Source organism: Maritimibacter sp., assembly GCF_016774595.1.
In the GTDB taxonomy this organism is placed as follows: Bacteria; Pseudomonadota; Alphaproteobacteria; order Rhodobacterales; family Rhodobacteraceae; genus Maritimibacter; species Maritimibacter alkaliphilus.
Genome location: NZ_JACBWT010000001.1, coordinates 397569 through 423959 on the forward strand (window position 1 = coordinate 397569; position 26391 = coordinate 423959).

A 26391-nucleotide genomic window follows, 5' to 3' on the forward strand; every position below is an offset into this window, starting at 1 on the left:
GCTTTTATTTAGAAGCGGGTTCTCCGACCCGCATGATTTCCCACTCTAGCGTCAGGCCGCTGGTTTCGTAAACCTTTTTCCGAACCTCTTCTCCCAAAGATTCAAGGTCCTGCGCGGTGGCCCCGCCGGTGTTGGTCAGGAAATTCGAGTGTTTCATGTTCATTTGCGCACCGCCGATCACGGCCCCGCGCATCCCGGCGTCGTCGATCACCTTCCACGCCTTCAACTCGTGCGTGTCGTCTTCGCGTCCCGTCGAGGAAAAGCCCGCCGGATTACGGAACGTCGAGCCTGCGGTGCGGTCCTTGCTCGGCTGGGTTTCGTCGCGTTTGGCAAGCTGCGCCTCCATCCGCGCGGCAAGCTCCTCCGGCGCGCCCTCGCCGCCGCGAAGCGTGGCCGAGGTCAGGATCATGCCCTCGGGCACGTCGCTCTGGCGGTAGCGGAAGTTCAGATCCTCGGACGCGAGCGTCACCACCTCGCCCGACCGGGTGATAGCACGCGCCGACCGGAACACGTCCGCCGTGTAGCTGCCGTAGCATCCCGCGTTCATGCGCACCGCACCGCCGATCGTGCCGGGGATCGTGCGCAGGAAGGTCAGGTCGACGCCCGCCTCGGCCGCCTTGCGCGCCACATGCGCGTCAAGCGCGGCGGCGCCTGCGATCACCGTGGTGCCCTGGATGTCGATCCCGTTGAAACCGCGGCCAAGGCGCACCACCACGCCGCGAATACCGCCATCGCGCACGATCAGGTTCGAGCCGACGCCCATGGGAAACACCGGAACGGACGGGTCGAGGTCGCGCAGAAAGGCGGCGAGGTCGTCTTCGTCCGCTGGCTGGAACAGCCAATCCGCAGGTCCGCCCACGCGCATCCATGTGAGCGAGGCGAGGTCGCGGTTTTCGGTCAGGGTGCCGCGGGTTTCGGGAAGCGTACGTGTCATGGCCACCGGGTAGCGCGCGGATCAGGCCGGGGCAAGGTTTCGCATTGCGCTTTGGCGCAATCCGGCCCGTGTGGGGGCAGCGCCATAGCCGCTCGGACCAATGGCACGAAACCGGCGATCCCCGCCCCCGCGAGGGTTTCGCCCCCGGTCAGATGTGGTCGGGGATTTCCAGCTTTTCGCCGCGCATCATGGCCGGGATCGCCTTGAACCCGTTGCGAAACAGCGAAACGAAGGCGAAGACGCCGACGGCCGTCCAGATCCAGCCGTTCTGGTAGCCGATCCAGCCCAGAAGCGCGAAGGCGGACAGGCCGAGGATCGCACCGGGGATGATCTGCTGCCGGATCGGCAGGAACGCGATCAGCGAGGCAGCGAGCACCCAGAGGCATCCGGAGATCAGGGAAACGGTCATGGCAGGGCTCCTGTCGAATTCATGCGATCCGGGCAGTCTGTTCGCGGAACCGGGCAAAACTGGGGCGATAGCGGGCCAATGTTTCGGCCCCCACTCAGGGCAGAAACGCCTGCACGTTGGCCACGAAAAGCGCGAGCGCGCCGAGGATGCCAAGCCACGGCACGATCACCGGCACCGAGAACGGTGACGGGGTTTTCTGCCGCTTCACCCCGATCAGGGCGGCGTTCACGATGGTAAAGACGACGAGCAGGGCGAGGGTCGTGTATTCGGCAAGAAGCGCGACCGGCAGCATGGCCGCCGCCGCGATGGTGGCCGCACCCGTGACGATGGTGGCGAGAACCGGGGTGCCGAACCGGGGATTGGCCCGGTGAAAGATCGCAAGGCCGCGCGAGCGTCGCCCGAGACCGAAGAACACGCGCGATGCCATGACCACTTGCGCGAGCACGCCGTTCAGCGCCGCCGCGACGGCGATGGAGGACAAAAAGACGGCGTGCTGCCCGGTGGCGGCGGTCCAGACCAGTGCAAGGGGGCGCTCGGACCCCGACAGAGCCTCGAGCGGGACGGCGCGGACGGCGGCGAGCGTGACGAGGGCGTAGAGCACCGAAGTGATCGCAAGCGACCACAGGATCGCGCGCGGCATCTGGCGCGCAGGCTCACGCGCCTCTTCGGCCATGTTCACTAGGTCGTCGAAACCGAGAAAGGCGAAAAACGCGAAGATCGACGCGGCCATGACCCCCGGCAGATGGATCGCCGTCGGCGCGGCCCAGTCCGATGTCGGGGCCGCCGTGAACCCTGCCCAGACGACCAGTGCGAGGCCCCCGACCTCGACCGCCGTCAGGATCGCCGCGAAGGACAGGCTTTCGACCACGCCGAGCACGGCGATCAGTGTCAGCAGCCCGCCGAGCGCGACGATGGCCATGAGCGGATCGACCGGCACAAGCGCGGTGAGGTATCCGACCCCGCCGCGCAGGACCGCCGCGCCGCCGATGATCCCTGCGGCGATGTTGATGAGGCCGACCAGCACCGCGAGCCAATGGGCGCGCAGACCATACTCGACATAGGCGCTGTCGCCCGCGGCTTCGGGAATGCGCGACGACAGCTCGGCGAAGGACAGTGCCGAAGGCACGGCGACGATCCCGGCCAGCAGAAACGCGAGCGGCGCCCAGACCCCGGCCTCGCCCGCCGCATGGCCGACCAGCACGTAGATGCCGGCGCCGACCATGATGCCGACCCCGTAGGCCGTCAGAAGCCCGGTGCCCAATCGTTTGGGAAGAGTGTCCGTCGTGTCCGTCATCGCCAGACGACGATGCCGTCAGCGTCTTTCGGGGGCAAGTCAGCCGATGGACAGGTGCAGGCCGATTGTGTCGTCCTTGAAGCCCAGCTTGCGATAAAAACCTTCGGCATTCAGGGACTTGGGCGAAAGCAGCGATATATCCGCGCAGTTCTTGGACTTGGCCTTGTCGATCGCCTTTTGCATGACGGCGGCGGCGAAACCACGGGCGCGGAAATCGGGAAGCGTCACCACGTTCTCGATCCGCGCAAGGGGACGGCCGCCGAAGGTCAGATTCGGCAGGATCGACAGCATCGCGGTCGATACGATCCGCCCTTCGCATTCCGCACCGAACAGCGAGGTGCCCGGCATGGCGAGGATTTCATAAAGGATCGCCTCGCCTTCGGCCCCGTCCGGCACGGGTTTGCCGCCGCTGTAATGCGTCAGAAGCTCGTGCAGGTCGGGAAAATCGTAGCGCGACAGTTCCCGCACGCGGGGCTTGGCCTCGATCGTCATGGCATCCTCCCTGATGTGGCGCGCAGGGTCCGCTTTTCGCAAAGCCGGGTCAAGGTCTGGCGGTCAATGCCCGAAGCTGTTGGCGTCCAGCATGTCCGGGTCGGGGCGGTCGAGCCCGCTCAATGCCGCCATGTCCGACTCGGTCAGGGCGAAGCCGAAAACGTCGAGGTTCTGGGCCTGCCGCTCTGGGTCCGCCGACTTCGGGGCTGGAACGAAGCCCGACTGGACCTGCCAGCGCAGCACGATCTGTGCCGCTGTCTTGCCATGCGCCTCGGCGATCCGGGTGATCGCGGGGTCCGCGAGCATCTCGCCCGCGCGACCGATGGGCGACCAGCTTTCGGTCACGATCCCCTTTTGGGCATGGATCGCCGTGATGTCGGGACGCAGGTGATAGGGGTCGAGCTGGATCTGGTTCACATGCGGCACGAAGCCCGCCGCGAAAAGGTCGTTCAGGTGATGCGGCAGGAAGTTCGAGGTGCCGATGGCACGCACGAGGCCCGCGTCGAGGAGCCTCGTCAGCCCCTCGAAAGCCTCGACATATGTGCCTTGGTCCGGGTTCGGCCAGTGGATCAGGAACAGGTCGATGTAGTCCAGACCGAGCCGTTCGAGGCTCGCCTCGCAGGCCCGCCGCGCCCCGTCGACGCTGTGCCATTGCTTGTTCATCTTGGTGGTGAGGAAGACCTCGTCGCGCGCGACGCCCGCATCGCGGATGCCCTGCCCGACGCCGGTTTCGTTCTTGTAGTTCTCGGCCGTGTCGATCAGGCGGTAGCCGGTCTCGATGGCCGTCGCGACGGCTTTCGCGGCTTCGGCATCGGTCATCGGCCATGTGCCAAGGCCCAGTTGCGGCATCTCGACACCGTTGGCGAGCGTGACGGTGGGGGCTGGGTCGATACGGGTCATGCGAAACTCCGAAAATTGTGGGCGGTCGTATGCTGTCATTGCGGGGGCGGACCGGGGGCCGCGCCGCTGCACAGGGGCTAGGCGGGAACCTTCGTAAGCTTGGCCTCCAGCCCCCGCGCCCATGTGCTGATCGTCCCGGCCCCGAGGCAGACGACGATATCGCCCGGCTCGGCCTCGGCCCGCACGAGGGCGGCGAGATCTTCTTCGGTATCGACCGCATAGGCATGGCGGTGGCCGTGGGCGGTGAGCCCCCGGACCAGATCGTCACGGGTCGCGCCGGGGATCGGATCTTCGCCCGCCGCGTAGACTTCGGAAATGCCGACCACATCGGCCTCGTTGAAACAGGTGCAGAAGTCGTCGAACAGGCTGTGCAGGCGCGAATAACGGTGCGGCTGGTGCACGGCGATCACCCGGCCCTTCACGGCTTGGCGCGCGGCTTTCAGAACGGCGGCGATTTCGACCGGGTGGTGGCCGTAGTCGTCGATGATCGGAACGTCGTTCCACATGCCGACGCGGGTAAACCGGCGGTTGACGCCCCCGAACTTGGCCAGCGCCTCGCGGATTTCGGCGAATTTCATGCCGAGGTGACGCGACACCGCGACGGCGGCGAGCGCGTTGGACACGTTGTGATCGCCCGGCATCGGTAGGGTGCAGCCGTCAATCCGCCCGTCGGGCAGCACGATGTCGAAATGCGCGATCCCGGCGTCATAGGTCAGGTTCACCGCCCGCACGTCGGCCTGCGCGTTGAAGCCGAAGGTCACGACGCGCCGGTCGGTGATCTTGCCCACCAGCGTCTGCACGTCGGCGTCGTCGGTGCAGCACACGGCCAGACCGTAGAACGGGATGTTCGACACGAAGTCGTAAAACCCCTTGTGCAGCGCCTCTTCGGTGCCCCAGTGATCCATATGTTCGGGGTCGATGTTCGTGACGATGGCGATGGTCGCGGGCAGGCGGTTGAAGGTGCCGTCGCTTTCGTCCGCCTCGACCACCATCCACTCGCCCTGCCCCATCCGGGCGTTCGAGCCGTAGGCGTGGATGATACCGCCGTTGATGACGGTCGGGTCGATGCCGCCCGCCACCAGCAGTTCCGCGACCAGCGTCGTGGTCGTCGTCTTGCCGTGAGTGCCCGCCACCGCGATGTTCGACTTGAGCCGCATGAGTTCGGCCAGCATCTCGGCCCGGCGCACGACAGGCAGACCACGGGCGCGCGCGGTGTCGAGTTCCGGGTTGCCCGGCTTGATGGCGGAGGAAATCACGACGACCTCGGCGTTTTCGAGGTTCTCGGCACGCTGACCGATGAAAATCTCGGCGCCCAGCGAGGCGAGGCGTTCGGTGATCGGCGAGGCTTTCAGGTCGGAGCCCTGCACCCGGTAGCCGTGGTTCAGAAGCACTTCGGCGATGCCCGACATGCCGATTCCGCCGATCCCGACGAAGTGGATCGCCCCCATCTCGGTGGGGAGTTTCGTCGCCGCTGCGTTCATCGCCTGTCCCTTTCTCGTTGTGCGCGGCGGCGTTCAGGCCGCCTGTGTCCGGACAGAACCCTGCCCGTCAGCCAGCAGTTCCACCAACCGCGCGAGGCTCTCGGCAGCCTCGGGTTTGCCCGTCGACAGACTGGCCCGCGCCATCTGCATGGCCGCCTCGGGATTGTCCAGCACGCTGGCCACCTGTTCCGACAACATGGCGGGTTCCAGCTTGCTTTCCGGGATACGGATCGCGCCGCCCGCGTCGACCAGACCCTGCGCGTTGGCGGTCTGGTGGTCGCCGGTGGCGAACGGATAGGGGATCAGGATCGCGGGGCGCCCGATGACCGAAATGTCGGCGACCGAGGAGGCGCCGGAGCGGCTGATGACAAGCTGGCTTTCCGCGATCCGGCGCGGAACGTCGGAAAAGAACGGCTGCACTTCGGCGCGGATACCCTGCGCGTCGTAGAAGTCGCGCACCCGCGCCTCGTCCTCTTCGCGCGCCTGATGCGAAACAGTGAGTTGTTCGCGGATATGATCGGGGAGCGCGGCGAGCGCGGCGGGCACGTTGTCCGACAATGCGCGCGCACCTTGCGAGCCGCCGATGACCAGCACAGACATCGGGTAATCGCCGGGCGGGATATAGCCCGCCCCCGCGCGTTCCAGCACCGCCCCGCGCACCGGGTTCCCGACATGGACGGCTTCGACGCCCTCGGGGATCGGCCGGGTCGGCCAGGTTCCGCAGGCGAGCACGTTCACGCGTTTCGAGAAGATCGCGTTGACCTTGCCCATCACCCCGTTCTGCTCGTGAATCATGCGCGGCACACGAAGAACCGTGGCCGCCGCAAGTGCAGGAATACTGGGGTATCCGCCGAATCCGACCACCACATCGGGCCGATCCGTAAGTGTACGTACCAAAGCCCCCAGAATGCCGCCCACGACGCGGAACGGCACGGCGAGTTTCGCCAAGGCCCCGCCGCGTGCGAAGGTGGCCGAGGCACGCTCTTCGATCTGCACCGCATCGGGGAATCCGCCCGCGTAGCGCGCGCCCCGTGCATCCGTTGAAAGTTTCACACGCCACCCGCGCGCCAGCATGGTTTCGGCCAGTGCCTGCGCGGGGAACATATGTCCGCCCGTCCCGCCCGCTGCGATCACCAGCAGCGGTGTCTTGTCCGTCATCCGTGGCCTCTCTGCCTGAGGAAGTCTTCGATCTTGCCCTGGGGGCGGGTCCGCGTGAATGCGATCAGCATCCCTGCGGCGATCCCCGTCGCGATCAGCGACGAGCCCCCGTAGCTCACGAAAGGTAGCGTCATGCCCTTTGCGGGCAAGAGGCGGACGGCCACACCCATGTTGATGAGCGCCTGAACGCCGAACATGGCCGCCAGACCGGTGCCCGCGAGCCGGATGAAGGGGTCGCGTTCGTTGATGAGACGCAGGAACGAGCGGACGACGACGGTGGCATAGAGCGCGATGATGAGCATGACGAGGACGAGGCCGTATTCCTCGGCGGCGACGGCGATGATGAAATCGGTATGCGCGTCGGGCAGCGACCATTTCACCTGCCCCTCACCCACGCCGACACCGAAGAACCCGCCTTCGCGGATCGCGTTGGTGGCATAGCCAAGCTGGGTGGTCGGATCGACCTCGGGGTTTAGGAACCCGTCGATCCGGCGCGCGAAGTGCTGCGAGTTTTCGTAGAACACGAAGCCTGCGGCGACCACCACGGCTGCCGCCCCGACGATCAGGATGTAGGGCGCACCGGCGAGGAAATACATGACCCCCCAGCCGAACAGGATCAGCGCGGACTGGCCGAAGTCAGGCTGCATCGCCAGAAAGCCCACGATGACGAGCGTCAGGACCAGCGACATGGTCTTGCCCGGCGGGCCCTGAATTTCCTGACTGGCCGACATGAGCCATGCGATCACCACGACATAGACCGGCTTCATGAATTCCGACGGCTGGAACGAGGCGAAGCCCAGCGAATACCAGCGCACCGCGCCCTTGCCGAAATCGGTGCCGAAGAACGGCAGCGCCACGATGGCGGCGAAGGCCGCGAGAAACCCGAGCACACCCAGCCGCCGCACCATCTGCGGCGACATCATGGTGGTCGCGAACATCACGATGAAGGCGAGAAAGCCGAACATGAGCTGTCGTTCGACGTAATAGAACGGGTCCAGCCCGTTGCGCTGCGCCAGCGGCGGCGAGGCCGCGAGGCCCAGCAGAATGCCGATCGCGAACAGCAAGAGAATGCAGGAAACCGACCATTTGTCGATCGTACGCCACCAGCGGGGAAGGATCGGATCCTTCGCCTGACGTGGTGCGACGCCATAAACCATCTCGGTCATGATGAACCGCCCGATACTGCCTCAAGGTGCCCGGTTTTCCGGGTCTGTCGTCACTCTAGCGCCAAAAGCCTGTGCTGCATAGGTCCGGCGCGCGCGCGAACGGCTCAAAATGGCGGCTGCTTTGCCCGCCGCGATGCCGCGCGGTTCATGCCCAGCTTGCGTTCGCGCCAGATGATGAGGATGCCCGCCGCGATCACGATGGCGGCCCCGAGCAGCGTCGTGTGCGTTGGCACCTCGTCGAAGAAGATCATGCCAAGGGCCGTGGCGAAGAAGATCGAGGCATAGTCGAAGGGGGCGATCACGCTGGCGGGGGCATAGCGGTAGGACGACGACAGCATCCCCTGCCCGACCCCGCCGACAAGCCCGGTCAGGATGAGCAGCGCGGCATCCATGCCACCGGGGATGACCCAGCCGAACGGCAGCGTGAGAAGCGCGTAGAGGGTCGATGAGAACGAGAAATACAGCGCGACCGTGGCCGGACGCTCGGTCGCCACCAACCGGCGCACCTGCACCTGCGCAAGGGCCGCCGCGACGGCGGATACGATCATGATGAGCGCGCCGAGGGATTCGGCCCCGCCCGCCTCGCCAAACCCGCTCAGCCGTGGATAGAGCACGACCAGCACCCCGACGAGGCCGATCAGAACCGCCGACATGCGAAAGAGCCGGATCCGCTCGCCCAAAAGGATGGCCGCCAGAATGGTGATGAACAAGGGCGTCGCGTATTGCAGCGCCGTCACCTCGGGCAGCGGCAGGAGCGTAAGCGCGGTGAACATCAGGCCCATCGCGGTCGTGCCGATGAAACCGCGCCACATATGCCCGAAGGGCCGCGACGTGCGCACCCCTTCGTGCAACTGGCCGACATAGGCCAGCCAGCCGATCATGATCGGAATGGCGAAGAACGAACGGAAGAACACGACCTCGCCGGTCGGCACGCGCCCCTCGGTGCCCTTGATGAGCGCGCCCATGATCGTGAAGCACAGCACCGCACCGATCTTGAGCGAAATCCCGAAGCCGGTTCGTTGCCGTTCTTCAGTCAAGCGCGGCTTTCACGCGGGCGATGAAATCCTCGCCCCGCTTTTCGAAACTGTCGTACTGATCGAAACTCGCCGCCGCCGGGGCGAGCAGCACGGTGTCGCCGGACTGCGCGTCGGCCATGGCGGCGGCGACGGCGGCCTCCATCGTCGTGCAGACCTGCGCCTCCACCGCGCCGAGGTCACGCGCGAAGGCTTCCGCCTCGCGCCCGATGACATAGGCTTTGGCGACGTTGGGAAGGCCCTCGGCCAGCCCCGACAGGCCGCCCTCTTTCTGAAGGCCGCCGACGATCCAACGGATGTTCCTGAAGGCGAGCAGCGCCATCAGGGCGGCATCCACATTGGTCGCCTTGGAGTCGTTCACGTAGCGCACGCCCCCCGCCTCGGCCACCAGTTGCGAACGGTGCGGCAGGCCCGCGAAGGAATGGAACGCCTGTTCGATGACCTTGGGCGACAGACCCAGCGTGCGGCAGACCGCATAGGCACAGCAGGCATTCTGATGGTTATGCGTGCCCGGCAAGCTCGCGATGGTGCGCAGGTCGATGGACCCGACCTGCTTGCCCTTGCGCGTCTCCGACAGGAACCCCTTGCGGGCATAGACCAGCCAGCCCGGCCCGGTGAGCTTCTCGTCGACCGACACGCGGATCACCCGGTCGTCGCCCGGCCCCATCGCCAGTTGACCGGCGAGGAACAGCCCCTCCGGCTCGTCCACGCCGACCACGGCGCGGTCCGGTCCGCCCTCGGCGAACAGGCGGCGTTTGGCGGCGAAGTAGCCCCCCGGCCCGCCATGACGGTCAAGATGGTCCGGCGACAGGTTCGTGAACACCGCAACGTCGGGGGTCAGGGCGCGCGCAAGATCGGTCTGATAGCTGGACAGTTCCAGCACGATCACCTCGCCGTCGATCGGCGGTTCAATGTCGAGCACCCCGCGCCCGATGTTGCCCGCAAGCTGCGCGGGTTTCCCGGCCACGTTCAGGATGTGATGGATCAGCGCCGAGGTCGTGGATTTCCCGTTCGATCCGGTGACGGCGACCACGCGCGGCGGCTGGTCCATCTCGTCCCAGGCGCCCGACCCGAGCGAGCGGAAGAACAGCCCGATGTCGTTATCGACCGGGATGCCTGCCTTGTAGGCCCGCGCGATGTGTTTGTTCGTCTCGGGATACAGATGCGGGATACCGGGGCTGGTGATGAGCGCGGCGACACCTTCGAACGCCTCGCGGCGGCCGAGATCGTGCAGGGTCAGCCCCGCCGCTTCGGCCCGCGCCCGCGCCTCGGCCCCGTCGTCCCAACACAACGGGATCGCCCCCCCAGCCGCCAGCGCCCGCGCGGTGGCGAGCCCGGATCGGCCAAGGCCCAGCACGGCGACCTTTTCGCCTTCGTATCCGTGGACGGGGATCATGGAACGCTCCTTCGTGACGCGATCTTGGTAACGCGGCCCGAGAGGGTTGACCAGTGGCCCCGACCGCCACGTAGGTTTTCGCGAAAATTCGCAACGATGTTCCCGGAAATTCCACATTTCAGCCGTCTGGGAACCAATCTTTTTCGCAACACTCAGAGGCGTATTTTGTGTTTCCAGTGCTGCGGAGTGACGAATGGGTGCGAGCAATACGCCGCTTTACGATCTCGTCGAGCTGTCGAGCCTCGGCGAAAACCGGACCTTCACCACGGCTCCGGGCGGTGACGGCGACATCATCGGTTACGTCGACAACGCGACCTATACCGACGACGAGAACAACAACTCCGCCACCCAGATCACGGAGATCAACGAAACGCAGGACGCCGATGCCGGACGGCTGTTCATCGACGGCGTCGAGTATTCTATCCAGATCGTTACGCCTTCGAGCACGTCGAACCCGGTCACCGTCACATACGACGGTGGCGCGACACGGAACCTCGTCGGTGACGACGGCACCTCGCAGGTCGCGTTCATCGTGGCCACGCCTCTCGGCGGTGGCAGCGACCGCTATTTCATGGCGTTCGACGACGGCGCCGGGGATATGCCGGGCATCACGTCGGTCCAGACCCGAGGGCTCGACTGGGACCCGGCGGGCGACGACGTCAAGATCGACCTCGATCAGAACAACAACGTCGCGGTGTGCTTCGCGGCCGGCACGTCCATCGACACGCCCACCGGCCCGTGCCCCGTCGAAACCATCGCGGTGGGCGATCTGGTCGTCACGCTGGATCATGGTCCGCGGCCCGTCCTCTGGGTCGGGCACAAGACGCTCCCACTCGACAACGCCATGCGGCGCAAACGCAATGCGCCGGTGCGGTTCAAGCGCGGCGCGTTCGGCACCGGAATGCCCGAGCGCGACCTGATCGTGTCGCCGCATCACCGCATGTTCGTGGCCTCGCGCATCGCCGGTCGCATGTTCGGCTGCACCGAAATCCTCGTCCCGGCCAAGAAACTCGTCGGGCTTCCGGGCGTGGACCGGCTCAAGGGCGTGGCCGAGGTGACTTATTGCCATCTCTTCCTCGGAACACATGAGATCGTCCGTGCCGATGGAGCCTATGCCGAAACGCTTCTGATCGAAGCCGAGGCGCGTGATGTGTTGGAGCAGACCGCGCAGGACGCGCTCCTCCTCCTTGGAGACGGGGTGTCACGGCCCGCGCGCCCGATCATAGAAAAAGGTCCGCTCGTCAAGGAACTAATCCGGCGGCATCAGAAGAACCTGAAGCCCCTGGTCGATACCGGATTGGTCGAGCCGCACGCGGACGCGATGCGAACCGCCCCGCCCCTGCGTCTGGTCTCCTAGCGCAGCTTCAGCGTCGCCAGCCCCACCAGCGCGAGGATCAGCGAGATGATCCAGAACCGGATGACGATCTGGGGTTCGGCCCAGCCGCGTTTTTCGAAATGGTGATGGATCGGCGCCATCAGGAACACCCGTTTGCCGGTGCGCTTGAAATAGAGCACCTGAATGATGACCGAAAGCGCCTCGACCACGAAGAGGCCGCCGACGATGCCAAGCACCAGTTCGTGCTTCATCGACACGGCGATGGCCCCAAGCGCGCCACCGAGCGCGAGCGATCCGGTGTCGCCCATGAAGACCGCGGCGGGCGGCGCGTTGTACCACAGAAAGCCCAGTCCGCCGCCGATCAGCCCCGCCGCGAAGACCAGCAACTCCCCGGTGCCGGGCACGTAGTGCACGTCGAGATACTCAGTGAAATCGACCCGGCCCACGGCATAGGCGATGGCCCCCAGCGTGCCCGCAGCGATCATCACCGGCATGATCGCCAGCCCGTCCAGACCGTCGGTCAGGTTCACGGCATTGGCCGCGCCGACCATGACGAAGGCCGCCACCGGCAGGAAGAACAGGCCGAGGTTCAGAAGCAGATCCTTGAACACCGGAAAGGCAAGCTGGCCGGTCAGTTCCGCCGGATGCAGCGTCATGATGACGTAGGACGCCGCCAGCGCAATGATCCCTTCAAGCGTCAGGCGCAACTTGCCCGACAGGCCCGAATAATTGTCGTTCTTGGCGATCTTGGAATAGTCGTCGGCGAACCCGATCAGCCCGTAACTCAGCGTCACGCCGAGCACGACGAGTACGAAACCGTTGTCGAGCCGCGCCCAGAGCAGCGTCGAGACCGTGATCGCGCCGAGAATAAGCGCCCCGCCCATCGTTGGCGTCCCGGCCTTGGTCAGCACATGCCCCTCGGGCCCGTCCGCGCGGATCGGCTGGCCGTTTTTCTGACGGCGTTTCAACAGGTTGATGAGCGGGCGACCGAACAGGAATCCGAAGATCAGCGCCGTGAAGAACGCCGCGCCCGCGCGAAACGTGATGTAGCGAAACAGGTTGAAAAAGTCGCCACCGTCGGACAGTTCGGCCAACCAGTAAAGCATGTCTCGCGTCCCTTGTTCTTAAGCGTCTTGCGGATGGCCCAGTTTTCGGATGGCGTCAACCACGCGCGAGACGCGGCTGCCCTTCGAGCCCTTCACCAGCAGAACATCGCCGGCGTCGATGAGGTTGTGGGCTTCGGCGGCCAGATCCTCGGCCTTTTCAGACCAGCGCCCCTGTTTTTCGGCGGGCAGCGCCGCCCAGAGGTGATGCATCAGCGGCCCGGCGCAATGCACCTGATCGACCGCGTCGAGGTGGTCGAGGTCGGCAAGGCCCGCGTGAAGCGCGGCCTCGTCCGGCCCCAGTTCCAGCATATCGCCCAGCACGGCGACCCGCCGACCGCGCGCGATGCGGCCGTGTCCGTGGGCGGGCTTGGTGGCGGCCAGCACCTCGAGCGCGGCGGCCATCGACGTGGGGTTCGCGTTGAAGGCATCGTCGATCAGCGTGACTCCTTCGCGCTCGACCGGGTCGAGTTGGACGAATTCACGGGTGCCGCGCCCGGCGGGCGGGGTCCAGAAGGTCAGATCGCGGGCGGCCAGCGTCACGTCTCCTCCCAGCGCACGCACCGCGCCGAGCACCGCCACCGCGTTCATCGCGAAGTGGCGCCCCGGCGTGGCGAGACGCACCAAATGCGTGACCTCGCCCACCTCGATCTGGGCCACGGTCGCGGTGTCTGTCAGGTCGAGGTGGGTGAGTTGCAGCGTATTGGCCGCGCCCAGCCCGAAAGTCTCGACCCGGCCCGCGCGCTTGTCGGCCTCGGCCAGAAGGATCGTGGTGGTGTCGATCTCACCCGGCAGGATCGCGACACCCGCAGGCTCCAACCCCTCGAAGATCGCGGCCTTTTCCCGTGCGATGCCTTCGACATTCTCGAACGCTTCCAGGTGGACGGCGGCGACGGTGGTGATGAGCGCGACATGCGGGCGGGCCAGGCGGGTCAGCGGCGCGATCTCGCCGGGATGGTTCATCCCGATCTCGATCACGGCGAAATCCGTCTCGCGCGGCATCCGGGCCAGCGTCAGCGGCACGCCCCAGTGGTTGTTGTAGCTCGCTTCGGCCGCATGACAGCGGGCCTGACGGTCAAGCACGGTGGCCAGCATTTCCTTGGTCGAGGTCTTGCCGACCGACCCGGTGATCGCCACCACCCGCGCCTGCGTGCGCGCCCGTCCAGCCGCACCCAGACGTTCGAGCGCGGGCAGCACGTCGTCCACCACCAGCAGAGGATCGGTGGTGCGCACGCCCTCGGGGATGCGCGAGACCATCGCGGCCCCTGCCCCCTTGGCGAGTGCATCCTTCACGAAGTCATGCCCGTCGCGCACGTCCGCCAGCGCCACGAACAGGTCGCCGGGCTGCAAAGTCCGGGTGTCGATCGAAACCCCAGACACGGTCCAGTCGGTCGTGGCATTGCCCCCGGTGGCGGCAGCCGCCTCGGCGGCGGTCCACAGGTTCATGCGAGACGCCCTTCCAACGCCGCGACGGCCACGCTGGCCTGTTCGGCATCGTCGAAGGGCAACACGTCGTCACCGACGATCTGCCCGGTCTCGTGTCCCTTGCCCGCGATCAGAAGCGCGTCGCCGGGGTCGAGCATGTCGACGCCGCGCAGGATCGCCTCGGCCCGGTCGCCGTATTCGTTGGCGTCGGGGCAGCCCTCCAGCACCATCGCCCGGATCGCGGCCGGGTCTTCGGTGCGGGGATTGTCGTCGGTGACGATCACCACATCGGCATAATCCGCCGCCGCCTTGCCCATCAGCTTGCGCTTCGTGGTGTCCCGGTCGCCGCCCGCGCCGAACACGACCACGAGCTTGCCCATGACATGCGGGCGCAGGGCTTCGAGCGCGGTGGCGAGTGCGTCGGGTGTATGCGCGTAGTCCACGAAGATCGCGGCACCGTTGTCGCGCTTGGCGGCCAGTTGCATCCGGCCCCGGACCGTGGTGAGCGCCGGGAAAGTGGCGAACACCTCATCCGGGTCGCTGCCCGACGCGATGGCGAGGCCCGCGGCGACAAGCACGTTTTCCGCCTGAAACCCGCCGATCAGGTCAAGCTGCACGGTCTGCGGGCGCCCGTTGTAGAGAAAGCGGATCTGCTGGCCGGTCATGTGATAGCGTTGCGAGGTCAATTGCAGGGTGCAATCCTCGGTCCGCCCGATGGATATGACCTCCTGCCCGCGCTCCTGCGCGATCTCTTCCAACTCGCGACCGCGCGGGTCGTCGACGTTCAGCACCGCCACACCGTCATCGGGCAGCACCCGGTTGAACAGCCGGGCCTTGGCGCGGAAGTAGTCATCGAAACTGGCGTGGTAGTCGAGGTGATCCTGCGTGAAATTCGTGAACCCCGCTGCCGCCAGATGCACGCCTTCGAGCCGTCGCTGGTCGAGCCCGTGGGAGGATGCCTCCATCGCCGCGTGCGTAACCCCGGCCCCGGACATCTCGGCCAGCAGGCGGTGCAGCGTGATCGGTTCCGGCGTGGTGTGGGGCGACGGCGCGGCAAAGGCGCCTTCGACCCCGGTGGTGCCGATGTTGGCGGCCATCAGGCCCAGTTCCGTCCAGATCTGGCGCGTGAAGCTCGCGACCGAGGTCTTGCCGTTGGTGCCGGTGACGGCGACCATCACTTCGGGCTGCGCCCCGAACCAGAGGGCCGCGGCATAGGCCAACGCGGCGCGCGGGTCTTCGGTCACGATAAGCGCGGCCTTGGACGCGGCCAGTTCGTCGGCGGCGATCCGCGCGCCTTCGCGGTCGGTCAGGATCGCGCCGGCTTCCATGCGCAGGGCGTATTGGATGAATTCCCCGCCGTGCAGCTTGGACCCCGGCAGCGCGGCAAAAAGATGCCCCGGCTTGACGGTCCGGCTGTCTACGGAAAGCCCTGTGATTTCAACGTCCTGCCCACCCTTGGCCCGAAGACCGAGTGCCGAGAGCGGTAGCGTTTTCTGCGGTGCCATGATCCCCCCGGATGCGGCGTCAGTTCGCCGTGAGTGTTACACCCAACGGGCCGGGCTGTTCAATCTCGGGCTTGAGACCCAGAAGCGGCGCGACGCGGCGTATGATCTCGGCGGCGACCGGAACGGCGGTGAAGCCCGCCGTGCGCCGCGCCTCGTTCAGGATCGTCACCACCGGCTCGTCCAGCGTGACGATCAGGATGTATTTCGGATCGTTCGTGGGAAACACGCTGGCGAAGGTCGCGATGACCTTGTCGTCGTAATAGCCCCCGCGCGGCTTGGGCTTGTCGGCGGTCCCGGTCTTGCCGCCGACCTGATAGCCCGCGACCTCGGCAAAGGACGCCGTGCCGTGGTCGGACGCCACCACCTGCCGCAGCATGTCGCGCGCGACCGCCGATGTCCGTTCGCTCACCACGCGCGGGCCGGGCGCGACCGGCCCGGTGCGCACCAGCGTCGGCGTGACGCGCGTGCCGCCGTTCAGAAGCGAGGCATAGGCGGTGGCAAGGTGGAGCGGCGAGGCCGACAGGCCGTGACCGTAGGAGATCGTCATGGTCGACAGTTCCGACCAGTTCGAGGGCAGCAAGGGCTGGCTCCCCGACGCTTCGGTCAACTGGATCGCGGTCGGCTTGGTGAAGCCCAGTCGGTCGAGGAATTCGCGCTGGTTCGCGGCCCCGATCTGTTGGGCAAGCCGCGCCGTTCCGATGTTCGAACTGCGCACGATCACGTCACTGACCGTCAGTTCCGCACCGTAGTCGTGGAAATCATTGATCCGGTGCTTGCCCCACCTGATCGGCCCGCGCGTGTTGATCATGGTGTTCGGGTTCACCAGACCCATCTCGAGCGCCTGAGCGGCCGCGAAGATCTTGAAGGTCGAGCCGAGTTCATAAACGCCCTGTACCGCCCGGTTGAAAAGCGGGCTTTCGGAGGGGTCGAACCCCGTCGTCAGCGGGCTGGGGCGGTCGTTCGGGTCGAAATCGGGCAGCGAGGCGAGCGAGATGATCTCGCCGGTATGCGCGTCCATCAGGATCGCCGCCGCGCCCTTGGCATTCATCACGGTCATACCGCCCGCCAGCACACGCTCCACCGCCGCCTGAATGGTCAGGTCGAGCGTCAGCATCAGCGGCTCGCCCGCGCGGGCCGGGTCGGACAGACGGTCGTTGAACGCGCTTTCGATGCCCGCGACGCCGATCAGTTCGGCGGCCTGCACCGCCTGTTCGCCATAACGTGCGCCGCCCATGACATGCGCGGCGACCGGGCCGTTCGGGTAGAGGCGCATCTCGCGCGGGCCGAACAGCAGCCCCGGCTCGCCGATGTCGTGCACCGCCTGCTTCTGCTCCGGGCTGATCTGCGGCTTGATCCACAGGAATTTGCGCGGCCCGGTGAAAAGCGCGAGCAGCTTGTCCTCTTCCAGATCGGGAAAAATTCTGGCCAGTTCCGCCGCCGCGTGCGCGGGCTCGACCATATTAGGCGGCTCGGCATACAGCGCGTGGGTGACGAAATTCGTCGCCATCAGCCGGCCCTGCCGGTCGACGATATCGGCGCGGGTCTGCGAAATCTGCGCGCCCGGCGCATAGGCGCGCGGTTCGGACGGGACCGAGGACGAAAGCATCCCCATCCTCACCCCAACGGTCACGAAGGCGCAAAAGAACATCGCGGCCAGCACCAAAAGGCGGCCTTCGGCCCGCAGCCGGGCCCGGTCGCGCATTTCCTCATGCCGACGCTGCTTGTTCTCGCGCTCGATGGCATCGGGATCGCCGCCGTGCGCGCGGGCTTCGAGGATGCGCGCCAAGGGGCGCAGCGGCACGCGGGTCATGGGAAATCCTCCCCCTCGGGCGAGGGATCGATGGTGCCGACGAGGTTGCCCTGCACGTCGATCGAATCGTCCGAGGACAGGAAGGGGAACGCGTCTTCCTGCGGATAGGCGATCTGATCGACCTTGCCGAACTGCTCCGGCATCAGGGGCAGAAGCCCAAGGCGGTCATAGTTCATCTCGGCCAGATCGCGCAGGCGGTCTGGCCGGTTGAGATAGGCCCATTCGGCCCGCAGAACGACCAGCTTTTCGCGCATCTGCCCGATTTCGCGTTGCAGATCTTCGACCTCGTCCAGCGCGTGCTGGGTCTTGTAGTTCTCGACATAGGCCCAATAGCCCAGACCCATGACGGCCAGTGTGGCAAGGACGTAGAAAGCGGAACGCATCATGTCTCAGCCTCGGAACGCGGGCGCAGGAAGGCCCAGTTTGGAACGGTCGGTGCGCTCGGCGGGCGCGTCGGTGCGGGTCGCGACACGCAGCCGCGACGAGCGCGCGCGGGGGTTTTCGGCCAGCTCCTCCTCATCCGGCGCGATGGCGCGGCGCGGCGTCAGGTCGAAGCGCGGGGTGTGATCCTCGGCGGCGGGCGCATAACGCGAACCGCCCCCACCCGTGGAGGCGGCGAGTTGCAGGAAGCGTTTCACGACCCGGTCTTCGAGCGAATGAAAGGTGACGACGGCCAGCTTGCCGCCGGGCTTCAACGCGCGCTCGGCAGCCTCCAGCCCCTCGGCCAGTTGCCCGAATTCGTCGTTCACCGCGATGCGGATGGCCTGAAAGCTGCGGGTCGCCGGATGGCTTTGACCCGGCTTCGGGCGAGGCAGGCATTTCTCAACGGTTTCCGCAAGTTGCGCGGTGGTCTTGAAGCTTTCCGCCTCGCGCGCGCGGACGATCTGACGGGCGATGCGGCGCGAGGCGCGCTCTTCCCCGTAATGATAGAGAATGTCGGCGAGCTCTTCTTCCGACGCCTCGTTCACGAGGTCCGCGGCGGTCGGCCCCTCTTGGCTCATGCGCATGTCGAGCGGCCCGTCGCGCATGAAGGAGAATCCGCGCTCCGCGAGGTCGAGTTGCATCGAGGAGACGCCAAGGTCGAGCACGACACCGTCGACCGGGTCGCCCGCGATTTCGTCCATGTCCGAAAACGTGCCCCGCTCCAGCCGGATACGTCCGTCGTAGTCCGCCAGCCAGCCCTCGGCCATCTCATGCGCCAGCGGGTCGCGGTCGATGCCGATCACGGTCTCCGCCCCCGCTTCGACCAGCCCGCGCGCATAACTCCCCGCCCCGAAGGTGCCGTCGATCCAGACACCCGACACCGGCGCGACCGTTTCGAGCAGAGGTCTGAGGAGGACCGGGATATGCGGGCTGGGTCTGGCGGCGGCAGCGACCATCATAGATCGATCCCGTCGAGAAGCTCGGCCACATCCATGTCGGGCGGCAGCTCTTCGAGCGCCGAAGTCTGATCCTCGGCGAACTCGGCGAACTTGTCGGGATGCCAGATCTGGAAAGTGTCGCCCGCGGCCACGAACTCGGCCTCGCCGGTCAGGCCGATCCGGTCGCGCAGCTTCTGCGACAGAACGATCCGGCCCGTGTCGTCGACCGACATCTTCTGCGAGCCCTGGAAGTAGACGAATTCAAGGATCTTGCGGTTCTTCGACCCGCGCGGCATCGCCTTGATCTTGGTGATGACCTCGTCCATCGCCTCGACCGTGAAACATTCGAGGTAATCGCGGCGCGTGTCACCGAAAACGATATAGAACTGAGGGGGAAGACCTTCGGTCCAGTTGGGATCGCAGTCGGACAGGACCGAACGGAAACCGGACGGGATCGAGACCCGCCCTTTCGCGTCAACCTTGTGACGCCCACCGTTCAGAAACACTTCGGCCACTGTCCGCGGCTCCTATCTGCCCTTCGCCGTCTTCGTCCGCCAGAAACGAAAACGACGGATTGAGCTGCTGCCACTGCCCAATCCGCCGCCCTCGTCCCATCTCTGGGTTCGCCCGATCGCGTGCGCCACCTGGGGGGATGTCTGCTCGCGTACGCGTCGGATCTCTCAATTCCGAAGAGGCGGGGTGCCTGTATGAAACCTGACTTGGGAGATGTTTCAGGGGTTCTTTGTCGCCCCGTTATGTTCCCGTCTCTTCGATGAGTTAGGGATGCCATGGGATTACATGGGAAACAACCCCTTTTTATGGAACCACGCCACCAGATGTTGTTTCGCGGACCTGCGAAACGCAAGATTTCGTAGATCAAAGAGAGAACAAAACCCCGGATTTAGCGAGTTCACGAAAGCGCGAACACCAAATGTAGTCAGGGCGATTTTTTTGAGATTTTTTCGGGTTTTTCCGCGTCCCGCACCACGAAATCCCGGGAACCGGCAGTCTGATGCCGAGAATTCAGCCTCGAATCAAGGGTGAATCGGCCAAAAATTGCAGAAATCGAACATCCCACGTCGGTGATTTGGCGTGAGTACCATGAAATCCCGTCCGACCTGCCGATTTCAGCATCGGGACCATGAAATACCATGGCCGGGCCAGTCAGCCCTCGTAGGCGGCCCTGAGTGCGGCGATGTCGATCTTGGTCATGCCCATCATCGCCTCGGTGGCGCGGCGTGCGCCTTCGGGGTCAGGTCCACCGACATAACGCGGAAGGTCCTTGGGCACGATCTGCCAACTGATGCCGAACCTGTCCACGCACCAGGCGCAGCGGCTTTCCGCCCCGCCATCCGACGTGAGCGCGGCCCAGAGGCGGTCGGTTTCATCCTGATCTTCGGTGGTGACCGCGATCGACGCCGCCGGGCTGGCCGTGAACGTCGGCCCGCCGTTCAGCGCCTGATAGGGCACGCCCGCGAGATGGAAATTCACCATGAGCGGCGCGCCGGATTGCGTGCGACCCATTTCGCCCGTCACGTCGGAGCCGGGAATGAGCGAGACATAAAAGGCCGCGGCCTCATGGCCGTTGCCGTCATACCAAAGGCAGGTCCGGACTTTCGACATGCGCGCCTCCCCCAGATAGGGAACCCGCCCCGACCCGTCCGGTCAACCGATTCCGCGCTGGATCAGGTCCGCCGCTAAGGCGCGATAGGCCTCGCCCACCGCACCTTCGGTCAGGGCGACGGGCTTGCCCGCATCCCCGGCCAGCCGCACGTCGAGCGACAGGGGCAGCTGGGCCAGAAGCGGCGCGCCGATCTTCTGCGCCTCATTAGCGACCCCGCCTTCGCCGAACAGATGCGCCTCGTGCCCGCAGTTCGGACAGACGTAAGAGGACATATTCTCGATCAGCCCCAGAATCGGGACGCTCACCTTGCCGAACATGTCGATGGCCTTGTGCGCGTCCAGAAGCGCCACGTCCTGCGGCGTCGAAACGACGAGCGCACCGGTCATCACCACCTTCTGCGCGAGCGTCAGTTGCACGTCGCCGGTGCCGGGCGGCAAATCGACGATCAGAACGTCGAGATCGCCCCAGTTCACCTGAAACGCGAATTGCTGAAGCGTGCCCATCAGCATCGGGCCGCGCCAGACGACCGCCTGATCGGGGTCGACGATGGCGCCGACCGACATGACCTTGACCCCGTGGGCGACCAGCGGGTCGAGTTGTTTGCCATCCGACGACGTCGGCTTTTCCGTCACACCCATCATGAGCGCCTGCGAGGGGCCGAGAATATCCGCGTCCAGCAAGCCGACCTTTCGCCCGGCCGCGGCAAGCGCGACGGCGAGGTTCGACGAAACCGTGGATTTGCCGACGCCCCCCTTGCCCGACGCCACGGCGATCACGCGCTTGACGCCCGCAATCGCCTGTGGCCCGGCCTGCGGGGTCGGGTGGCCGCCGACGCGCAGGTTCGGCGCTTCTTTCTTGGGCTGCGGCCGCGCCCCGCCATGGGCGGTGAGAATCACGGTCACCTTCTCGACCCCGTCGAGCGCGGCGATGGCCGATTCCGCCGCCTTGCGCTGGGGTTCCATCGCCCCCGCCGCTTCGGGACTGGGCGCTTCGATGATGAAACTGACGTGCCCGCCGTCGATGGTGAGGGCCCGGATCATGTCCCGGGACGCCAGATCGCCCTTGTCCGGCATGGAAACGGTGGCAAGAACCGACATCACCCGATCACGTGTGAGCGCCATCATTTTCTCCTTATACAGTCGGGGCATAGATGCCCATTCTGCCCTGTTTCTCAAGGGGGCACCCCTGCCCGGCCCGTAATCCCCCCATCTTTACCTAGGGTTAACTGAGTAGGTCAGTCTTACGTATGCAATTGCTGCATAGCGGCATTGACCATTCGCCGGATTGTGCAGGTGCAGCAAATACCCCAAATTCAACTCAACGCAGCGAGGCATACAGCTTCGCCAGACAGACGGCGCCGGAGCAGCGGCGCAGACGAAAGAAAGAGACGACGACAATGGCATACGCAACTGACATCCGCCACGCTGACCACGGCCTTCTCGACCGCGTGTCCTCGCTTTTCAAAGCCTTCGGCGAAGCCCGCGCCCAGCGCAAGGTGTATCGCACCACGCTGAACGAACTTCAGGCGCTCGACGGTCGCGACCTCGCAGACCTCGGCATCAGCCGCGCCGAAATCCCGTTCCTGGCCCGCGAAGCGGCCTACGGAAAGAAATAACGAGTTTCGAGGGAACCTCTTCCTCCTCCCTGAGGTTTCCCCGATGACCCGGCCAGCGTCTTCCTCCTCCCTGACGCGCCCGGGTCCCCAATACGGACCTTCCCACCTCCTCCCGGGAAGTTCTGGATCGCCGGTGGCGCCCACCTCCTCCCGGGTGCCACCGGCTAACAGATCGGACGCCCCTCTCCTCCTCCCTGGGGCAACCGTAGCCTGAAGACCTCTTCCTCCTCCCTGAGGTTGACGGGCACACATACGGGGGCAACCCCGACCGAAGCAAACGGCCTCTCCTCCTCCCTGAGGCCAATTGCCAAAAGAACGGTGGCGCTCACCTCCTCCCGAGCGTCACCGTTTCTTTTATCCGGGGGTGTCTTTTTCCGATCAGGCCGGTTCGCAGGCGTCGAGCGCGCCGAAATAGGCGCGGGCATGGCCCACATCCATGAACGGGCGGGCGGATTTCGTGTGCTGGATGCCACGAACCGTGTCGAGGTCCGGGTATTGCGCACGCGGATCGGTTTCGCCCGCATCCAGAATTTTGCGTGTTTCCTGACCGAGATAGAGCGACTCGCAGGCCAGCCCTTCGGCGAAGATCACCTCATGCTGGTCGAAAAGCGTGTTTTGTAATAATCGACCATGCCGCCCTCGTCCCGGCTGATGCCCGGACGACCGTCCAGAGCCTTGGCGGCGACGAGCACCTGGGCGCGACCGAGGGCCTGCTTCATCTTCTGATCGCGCAGCACGACACGGTGGTTGGGCGACAGGCGAAGCGTCTTGTGCGGGCCCATCGCCCCGGCTTCGAACTTGATCGGCGCCGCGTCGCCCGTGGCGCGCGTGCGGCTGTGACCGACCCAGCGCACCTCTTGATAGCCGTGGTCGAGGGTCGCGACCCGGTCGCCCACCGCGATCTCGTCGATACGGACCAGTCCGCGATCGGTTTCGATCCGGGTTTCGGCGGCGAAACAGACATAGCCATAGGTCGAAGGGTGCTGATCCGTGTTCCAGAACATCGGATGCTTGCCGTCGGCCTGCGTGTTTGCATACCACTCGTGCACGTTCAGGTCGGGGGTCCAGAGGACCTGCGTCGCATTGCCGTCGGTGTCGGTGCCTTCAAAGACCACGGCACCCTGATTGGCGGTGCCCCACTTCAGGTCCGAGCGCACGACCTCGGCGTTGTACATCGTATGTGCACCGTCGCCGTCGTTCCAGGTCAGCGTATGCGTCTCGCCCAGTTCGAACAGATACGGGTCGAAATCCAGAAGCGGCGTGTAGATGACCAGATCGGTCATGTCGGTGAGGGGAAGGTCGAAATCCGACTCGTCCCCGCTCGAATTAATGTTCGAGCCGGTTGCTTTCGCAATCTCTGTGTTGACAGCCCTAATCGTGGCCATTGGCAGCTCGACGCCTTCTGGCGCCCCTTTTGATAATCGTTCTCGATCCCACACGACGCATCCCCCGATGCCGTGCGTGGGTATGGATTACCGGTAGGTTTGGGAGAATCTGGGACTGAAAAGGGTCGCGGGCGGCTTTTTGGTAAGGCAAACCTGACCATATGCGTCGAAGTCGTCACAAAAGCCGTGAAGGGTGACGAAAACCGTACCCTCAGTCTTGGAATGGGGCGAAAGGGCCGCATTTCGGCCGCTTTGTCACAAGTCCTAACGGTGGAAAGCCTGACGGTCGCCGGGGGCGCGTGGCGCGATTCTCAGAACGGGACGTCGTCGCCCGCGCGATCGGCCGGAACGATGAACTTCGCGACGACCTTTTTCGATCCGGCGTGCTCGAATTCGATGTCGAGCTTGTCGCCCTCGATCCCCATGACATAGCCGTAGCCGAATTTCTGGTGGAACACCCGGTCGCCCTGCGTAAAGGACGACACGGCGGTCGCGTTGATCGTCAGATTGCGGGATTCATTGGGCGAGTGCATGTGACGCTCGGCCCCGCGCGCCTGCATCCGCTTCCAGCCCGGCGAGTTGTAAGCATCTGCGCGCGCTGCCTTTTCTTCCAGAGACGAGCCGGAGCCGAAGCTCGCCGTCGCGCCGTAGCCGCCGCCGTACAGGCCCGGTGGCGTCAGCACCTCGACATGATCTTCGGGCAGTTCGTCGATGAAACGCGAGGGCATCTGGCTTTGCCATTGCCCGAAGACGCGGCGGTTCGCGGCGAAGGAAATCGTGCACAGTTCCTCGGCCCGTGTGATGCCGACATAGGCCAGCCGCCGCTCCTCCTCCAGCCCCTTGAGACCGGTCTCATCCATCGAGCGTTGCGACGGGAACAGCCCGTCCTCCCACCCCGGCAGGAACACGGCGGGGTATTCCAACCCCTTCGCGGCGTGGAGCGTCATGATCGTGACCTTCTCTTCCTCCTCGCCCGACGAATTGTCCATGATGAGCGCGACGTGTTCGAGAAAGCCCTGAAGATTGTCGAATTCCTCCAGCGCCTTGACCAGTTCCTTGAGGTTTTCGAGCCGACCGGGCGCTTCGGGCGTCTTGTCGTTCTGCCACATCTCGGTGTAGCCGGATTCCTCCAGGATCATCTCGGCCAGTTCGACGTGGGTATCCGCCTCGTCACGCACCTGACTATGCCAGCGGAAGATGCCGGACACGAGGTCGGCAAGCCCCTTGCCGCCCTTCCCCTTGATCTCGCCCTGCTCGACACAGACGCCCGCCGCATCGACCAGCGGAATGTTCCGGCTGCGGGCGATGCGCTGGATCGTCTGCACCGCCTTGTCGCCCAAGCCCCGGCGCGGGGTGTTCACGATCCGCTCGAACGCCAGATCGTCGTCCGGGCTGACGGCGAGCCGGAAATAGGCCATGGCATCGCGGATCTCCATCCGCTCGTAAAAGCGGGGGCCGCCGATGACCCGGTAGGGAAGACCGATGGTGAGGAACCGATCCTCGAAGGCGCGCATCTGGTGCGAGGCGCGCACGAGGATGGCGATTTCGTTAAGATTGAAACGGTCGAAGGGGCTGGCGAGTACCGACTTGTACATGTTCTCTGCGAAAGGTTCATCTTTCAGGAGATGGAGCACTAGATTTCGGGTTTTCAAATCGCGGTATGCTCGCCCACTCTCGAACGCCCTACGGACGAATTCTTGCCGAGTTATCCGCCCAAGACCCGCTTTCGCCCTACGTTCCAACTCTTGTGAAAAATCACGGGATCGCGGATTGAACCGGTTCTGAGCCTCGTATGATCGACCTTTATGGTGATCTACAATTGCCTCACTAACCCACCGAGCTTCTTCTTCTCCGTCCCAATGCCCTATGAGACGGACCCTGTGGCCTTCGGGTCCCATCATGAACAGACTCTTGCCAAGCCGCTCCGCATTCCCCGCGATGACCGCATTCGCCGCATCGAGAATATGGCCGGTCGAGCGGTAGTTCTGCTCAAGCCGGATCACCTTGGCGCCGGGAAAATCCTTTTCGAACCGCAGGATGTTGCCCACCTCGGCCCCGCGCCAGCCATAGATCGACTGGTCGTCGTCGCCCACGCAACAGATGTTCCGATGTCCCTGCGCCAAGAGCCGAAGCCACAGATACTGCGCGACGTTCGTGTCCTGATACTCGTCCACGAGGATGTAGCGGCACCAGCGTTGATACTGCGCCAGCACGTCCTCATGCTCACGAAAGATCGTGACCATGTGGAGCAGCAGGTCGCCGAAATCGACGGCGTTCAGCGTCTTCAGCCGGGCCTGATAGGCGGCGTAAAGCTCGCCGCCCCGGTTGTTGAACAGCGCATGATCCGCCGCCGGGATCTTGTCCGGCGTGATCGCCCGGTTCTTCCAGTTGTCGATGATCCCGGCCAGAAGCCGCGCGGGCCAGCGTTTTTCGTCGATATTCTCGGCGGCGATGAGTTGCTTCATCAGCCGGATCTGGTCGTCCGTGTCGAGAATGGTGAAGTTCGACTTCAGACCCACAAGTTCCGCATGACGGCGCAGGAGTTTCACGCAGATCGCGTGGAAGGTGCCCAGCCACGGCATCCCCTCGACCGCCTCGCCCAGATGGCGGCCCACGCGGTCCTTCATCTCGCGCGCGGCCTTGTTGGTGAAGGTCACGGCTAGGATTTCGTTCGGCCGGGCGGTGTGCGTGTTCAGCAGATGCGCGATCCGCGCGGTCAGCGCCTTGGTCTTGCCGGTCCCCGCGCCCGCGAGCATGAGGACAGGCCCGTCGAGCGCCTCGACCGCCTCGCGCTGCGCCGGGTTCAGTTCGTCCAGATAGGGCGACGGGCGCGCGGCCATGGCCATCTGGCTCAGGCTTGGGCGGGGTCCGGACATGGCTGGGGAGTCGTCATGGCTGCTCATGGCCGTGAGCCTATCTCAGCCTCAGAGCGAGGAAAAGGTGTTCAGGGTATGTTCTTCCCG

24 protein-coding genes are annotated in these 26391 nt (G+C 65.3%); 2 read left to right on the top strand and 22 right to left on the bottom strand.

Annotated features, from left to right (window positions below; all coding sequences use genetic code 11):
• Positions 1-4: 4 nt before the first annotated feature.
• The 10 genes from murB to murD all read right to left on the bottom strand — a co-directional run bounded on the left by murB (position 5) and on the right by murD (position 10264).
• On the bottom strand, positions 5-934 hold the full coding sequence (gene murB / locus HOY44_RS02065) for a UDP-N-acetylmuramate dehydrogenase (protein ID WP_287432736.1): 930 nt from the start codon (positions 932-934) through the stop codon (positions 5-7).
• 148 nt (positions 935-1082) lie between these two features.
• Complete coding sequence (locus HOY44_RS02070; protein ID WP_287432738.1) at positions 1083-1343, bottom strand: DUF2484 family protein; 261 nt, start codon at positions 1341-1343, stop codon at positions 1083-1085.
• Positions 1344-1437: 94 nt separating this feature from the next.
• A complete protein-coding gene (locus HOY44_RS02075; protein WP_287432739.1) occupies positions 1438-2637 on the bottom strand; it encodes an APC family permease in 1200 nt (399 codons plus the stop codon).
• A gap of 39 nt (positions 2638-2676) precedes the next feature.
• On the bottom strand, positions 2677-3129 hold the full coding sequence (locus HOY44_RS02080; protein ID WP_138422796.1) for a GNAT family N-acetyltransferase: 453 nt from the start codon (positions 3127-3129) through the stop codon (positions 2677-2679).
• Between the two features lie 63 nt (positions 3130-3192).
• A complete protein-coding gene (locus HOY44_RS02085) occupies positions 3193-4029 on the bottom strand; it encodes an aldo/keto reductase (RefSeq protein WP_287432742.1) in 837 nt (278 codons plus the stop codon).
• 77 nt (positions 4030-4106) lie between these two features.
• Positions 4107-5510, bottom strand: a complete 1404-nt coding sequence (gene murC / locus HOY44_RS02090) for a UDP-N-acetylmuramate--L-alanine ligase (RefSeq protein ID WP_008327744.1) — start codon at positions 5508-5510, stop codon at positions 4107-4109.
• 33 nt (positions 5511-5543) lie between these two features.
• A complete protein-coding gene (locus HOY44_RS02095; RefSeq protein ID WP_287432745.1) occupies positions 5544-6668 on the bottom strand; it encodes a UDP-N-acetylglucosamine--N-acetylmuramyl-(pentapeptide) pyrophosphoryl-undecaprenol N-acetylglucosamine transferase in 1125 nt (374 codons plus the stop codon).
• Positions 6665-7834, bottom strand: a complete 1170-nt coding sequence (ftsW, locus tag HOY44_RS02100; protein WP_008327741.1) for a putative lipid II flippase FtsW — start codon at positions 7832-7834, stop codon at positions 6665-6667. Before ftsW ends, HOY44_RS02095 begins: the two co-directional genes overlap by 4 nt.
• Before the next feature lie 104 nt (positions 7835-7938).
• On the bottom strand, positions 7939-8871 hold the full coding sequence (locus HOY44_RS02105) for a DMT family transporter (RefSeq protein ID WP_287432748.1): 933 nt from the start codon (positions 8869-8871) through the stop codon (positions 7939-7941).
• Positions 8864-10264 carry a UDP-N-acetylmuramoyl-L-alanine--D-glutamate ligase gene (murD, locus tag HOY44_RS02110; protein WP_287432749.1) on the bottom strand — a complete coding sequence of 467 codons (1401 nt, stop codon included), beginning with the start codon at positions 10262-10264 and terminating at the stop codon, positions 8864-8866. The genes HOY44_RS02105 and murD overlap by 8 nt, the downstream gene beginning before the upstream one ends.
• 193 nt (positions 10265-10457) lie before the next feature.
• On the opposite strand from murD, the gene HOY44_RS02115 reads away from it, so the two are divergent.
• Positions 10458-11621 (top strand): Hint domain-containing protein, encoded by a 1164-nt coding sequence (locus HOY44_RS02115; protein ID WP_287432751.1) that lies wholly within the window; start codon positions 10458-10460, stop codon positions 11619-11621.
• Here HOY44_RS02115 and mraY read toward each other — a convergent pair.
• The 9 genes from mraY to HOY44_RS02160 form a co-directional block, all read right to left on the bottom strand.
• The gene (gene mraY, locus HOY44_RS02120; RefSeq protein WP_138422790.1) at positions 11618-12706 is read right to left on the bottom strand and encodes a phospho-N-acetylmuramoyl-pentapeptide-transferase; all 1089 of its coding nucleotides are present in this window, start codon (positions 12704-12706) and stop codon (positions 11618-11620) included. The two genes, HOY44_RS02115 and mraY, sit on opposite strands and share 4 nt — an antisense overlap.
• 18 nt (positions 12707-12724) lie before the next feature.
• Positions 12725-14149, bottom strand: coding sequence for a UDP-N-acetylmuramoyl-tripeptide--D-alanyl-D-alanine ligase (locus HOY44_RS02125; RefSeq protein WP_287432753.1), 1425 nt, complete (start codon positions 14147-14149; stop codon positions 12725-12727).
• Positions 14146-15633 (bottom strand): UDP-N-acetylmuramoyl-L-alanyl-D-glutamate--2,6-diaminopimelate ligase, encoded by a 1488-nt coding sequence (locus HOY44_RS02130; RefSeq protein ID WP_287432755.1) that lies wholly within the window; start codon positions 15631-15633, stop codon positions 14146-14148. Before HOY44_RS02130 ends, HOY44_RS02125 begins: the two co-directional genes overlap by 4 nt.
• Before the next feature lie 19 nt (positions 15634-15652).
• Complete coding sequence (locus HOY44_RS02135) at positions 15653-17443, bottom strand: peptidoglycan D,D-transpeptidase FtsI family protein (protein ID WP_008327721.1); 1791 nt, start codon at positions 17441-17443, stop codon at positions 15653-15655.
• On the bottom strand, positions 17440-17826 hold the full coding sequence (gene ftsL, locus HOY44_RS02140; RefSeq protein ID WP_040885354.1) for a cell division protein FtsL: 387 nt from the start codon (positions 17824-17826) through the stop codon (positions 17440-17442). The genes HOY44_RS02135 and ftsL overlap by 4 nt, the downstream gene beginning before the upstream one ends.
• Positions 17827-17832: 6 nt before the next feature.
• The gene (rsmH, locus tag HOY44_RS02145) at positions 17833-18822 is read right to left on the bottom strand and encodes a 16S rRNA (cytosine(1402)-N(4))-methyltransferase RsmH (protein ID WP_287434717.1); all 990 of its coding nucleotides are present in this window, start codon (positions 18820-18822) and stop codon (positions 17833-17835) included.
• Positions 18822-19319 (bottom strand): division/cell wall cluster transcriptional repressor MraZ, encoded by a 498-nt coding sequence (gene mraZ, locus HOY44_RS02150; RefSeq protein ID WP_008327718.1) that lies wholly within the window; start codon positions 19317-19319, stop codon positions 18822-18824. The genes rsmH and mraZ overlap by 1 nt, the downstream gene beginning before the upstream one ends.
• 649 nt (positions 19320-19968) lie before the next feature.
• Positions 19969-20427 (bottom strand): VOC family protein, encoded by a 459-nt coding sequence (locus HOY44_RS02155; protein ID WP_287432757.1) that lies wholly within the window; start codon positions 20425-20427, stop codon positions 19969-19971.
• A gap of 42 nt (positions 20428-20469) precedes the next feature.
• Complete coding sequence (locus HOY44_RS02160) at positions 20470-21549, bottom strand: Mrp/NBP35 family ATP-binding protein (protein WP_287432759.1); 1080 nt, start codon at positions 21547-21549, stop codon at positions 20470-20472.
• A gap of 275 nt (positions 21550-21824) precedes the next feature.
• Here HOY44_RS02160 and HOY44_RS02165 point away from each other — a divergent pair, with 275 nt between their 5' ends.
• The gene (locus tag HOY44_RS02165) at positions 21825-22043 is read left to right on the top strand and encodes a DUF1127 domain-containing protein (RefSeq protein WP_040885351.1); all 219 of its coding nucleotides are present in this window, start codon (positions 21825-21827) and stop codon (positions 22041-22043) included.
• A 378-nt stretch (positions 22044-22421) separates the two neighbouring features.
• Here HOY44_RS02165 and HOY44_RS02170 read toward each other — a convergent pair whose 3' ends face one another.
• The 3 genes from HOY44_RS02170 to HOY44_RS02180 all read right to left on the bottom strand — a co-directional run bounded on the left by HOY44_RS02170 (position 22422) and on the right by HOY44_RS02180 (position 26331).
• Positions 22422-22634 carry a hypothetical protein gene (locus HOY44_RS02170; RefSeq protein WP_287432760.1) on the bottom strand — a complete coding sequence of 71 codons (213 nt, stop codon included), beginning with the start codon at positions 22632-22634 and terminating at the stop codon, positions 22422-22424.
• On the bottom strand, positions 22631-23428 hold the full coding sequence (locus tag HOY44_RS02175) for a Hint domain-containing protein (RefSeq protein WP_287432761.1): 798 nt from the start codon (positions 23426-23428) through the stop codon (positions 22631-22633). Before HOY44_RS02175 ends, HOY44_RS02170 begins: the two co-directional genes overlap by 4 nt.
• Positions 23429-23739: 311 nt before the next feature.
• Entirely contained in the window at positions 23740-26331 is a 2592-nt protein-coding gene (locus tag HOY44_RS02180; protein ID WP_287432762.1) for an ATP-dependent helicase, read from the bottom strand.
• Positions 26332-26391: the final 60 nt, after the last annotated feature.

What these genes read in the sequence shown, in the direction of transcription:
- HOY44_RS02085 (WP_287432742.1), bottom strand. Translation starts at nt 4,029, where the DNA reads ATGACCCGTATCGACCCAGCCCCCACCGTCACGCTCGCCAACGGTGTC.
- HOY44_RS02115 (WP_287432751.1), top strand. Translation starts at nt 10,458, where the DNA reads ATGGGTGCGAGCAATACGCCGCTTTACGATCTCGTCGAGCTGTCGAGC.
- HOY44_RS02155 (WP_287432757.1), bottom strand. Translation starts at nt 20,427, where the DNA reads ATGTCGAAAGTCCGGACCTGCCTTTGGTATGACGGCAACGGCCATGAG.
- HOY44_RS02070 (WP_287432738.1), bottom strand. Translation starts at nt 1,343, where the DNA reads ATGACCGTTTCCCTGATCTCCGGATGCCTCTGGGTGCTCGCTGCCTCG.
- HOY44_RS02180 (WP_287432762.1), bottom strand. Translation starts at nt 26,331, where the DNA reads ATGAGCAGCCATGACGACTCCCCAGCCATGTCCGGACCCCGCCCAAGC.
- HOY44_RS02125 (WP_287432753.1), bottom strand. Translation starts at nt 14,149, where the DNA reads ATGAACCTGTGGACCGCCGCCGAGGCGGCTGCCGCCACCGGGGGCAAT.
- HOY44_RS02135 (WP_008327721.1), bottom strand. Translation starts at nt 17,443, where the DNA reads ATGACCCGCGTGCCGCTGCGCCCCTTGGCGCGCATCCTCGAAGCCCGC.
- HOY44_RS02095 (WP_287432745.1), bottom strand. Translation starts at nt 6,668, where the DNA reads ATGACGGACAAGACACCGCTGCTGGTGATCGCAGCGGGCGGGACGGGC.
- HOY44_RS02075 (WP_287432739.1), bottom strand. Translation starts at nt 2,637, where the DNA reads ATGACGGACACGACGGACACTCTTCCCAAACGATTGGGCACCGGGCTT.
- HOY44_RS02175 (WP_287432761.1), bottom strand. Translation starts at nt 23,428, where the DNA reads ATGGCCACGATTAGGGCTGTCAACACAGAGATTGCGAAAGCAACCGGC.
- HOY44_RS02080 (WP_138422796.1), bottom strand. Translation starts at nt 3,129, where the DNA reads ATGACGATCGAGGCCAAGCCCCGCGTGCGGGAACTGTCGCGCTACGAT.
- HOY44_RS02160 (WP_287432759.1), bottom strand. Translation starts at nt 21,549, where the DNA reads ATGGCGCTCACACGTGATCGGGTGATGTCGGTTCTTGCCACCGTTTCC.
- murD (WP_287432749.1), bottom strand. Translation starts at nt 10,264, where the DNA reads ATGATCCCCGTCCACGGATACGAAGGCGAAAAGGTCGCCGTGCTGGGC.
- rsmH (WP_287434717.1), bottom strand. Translation starts at nt 18,822, where the DNA reads ATGGTCGCTGCCGCCGCCAGACCCAGCCCGCATATCCCGGTCCTCCTC.
- mraY (WP_138422790.1), bottom strand. Translation starts at nt 12,706, where the DNA reads ATGCTTTACTGGTTGGCCGAACTGTCCGACGGTGGCGACTTTTTCAAC.
- ftsW (WP_008327741.1), bottom strand. Translation starts at nt 7,834, where the DNA reads ATGACCGAGATGGTTTATGGCGTCGCACCACGTCAGGCGAAGGATCCG.
- ftsL (WP_040885354.1), bottom strand. Translation starts at nt 17,826, where the DNA reads ATGCGTTCCGCTTTCTACGTCCTTGCCACACTGGCCGTCATGGGTCTG.
- HOY44_RS02130 (WP_287432755.1), bottom strand. Translation starts at nt 15,633, where the DNA reads ATGGCACCGCAGAAAACGCTACCGCTCTCGGCACTCGGTCTTCGGGCC.
- murB (WP_287432736.1), bottom strand. Translation starts at nt 934, where the DNA reads ATGACACGTACGCTTCCCGAAACCCGCGGCACCCTGACCGAAAACCGC.
- HOY44_RS02165 (WP_040885351.1), top strand. Translation starts at nt 21,825, where the DNA reads ATGGCATACGCAACTGACATCCGCCACGCTGACCACGGCCTTCTCGAC.
- murC (WP_008327744.1), bottom strand. Translation starts at nt 5,510, where the DNA reads ATGAACGCAGCGGCGACGAAACTCCCCACCGAGATGGGGGCGATCCAC.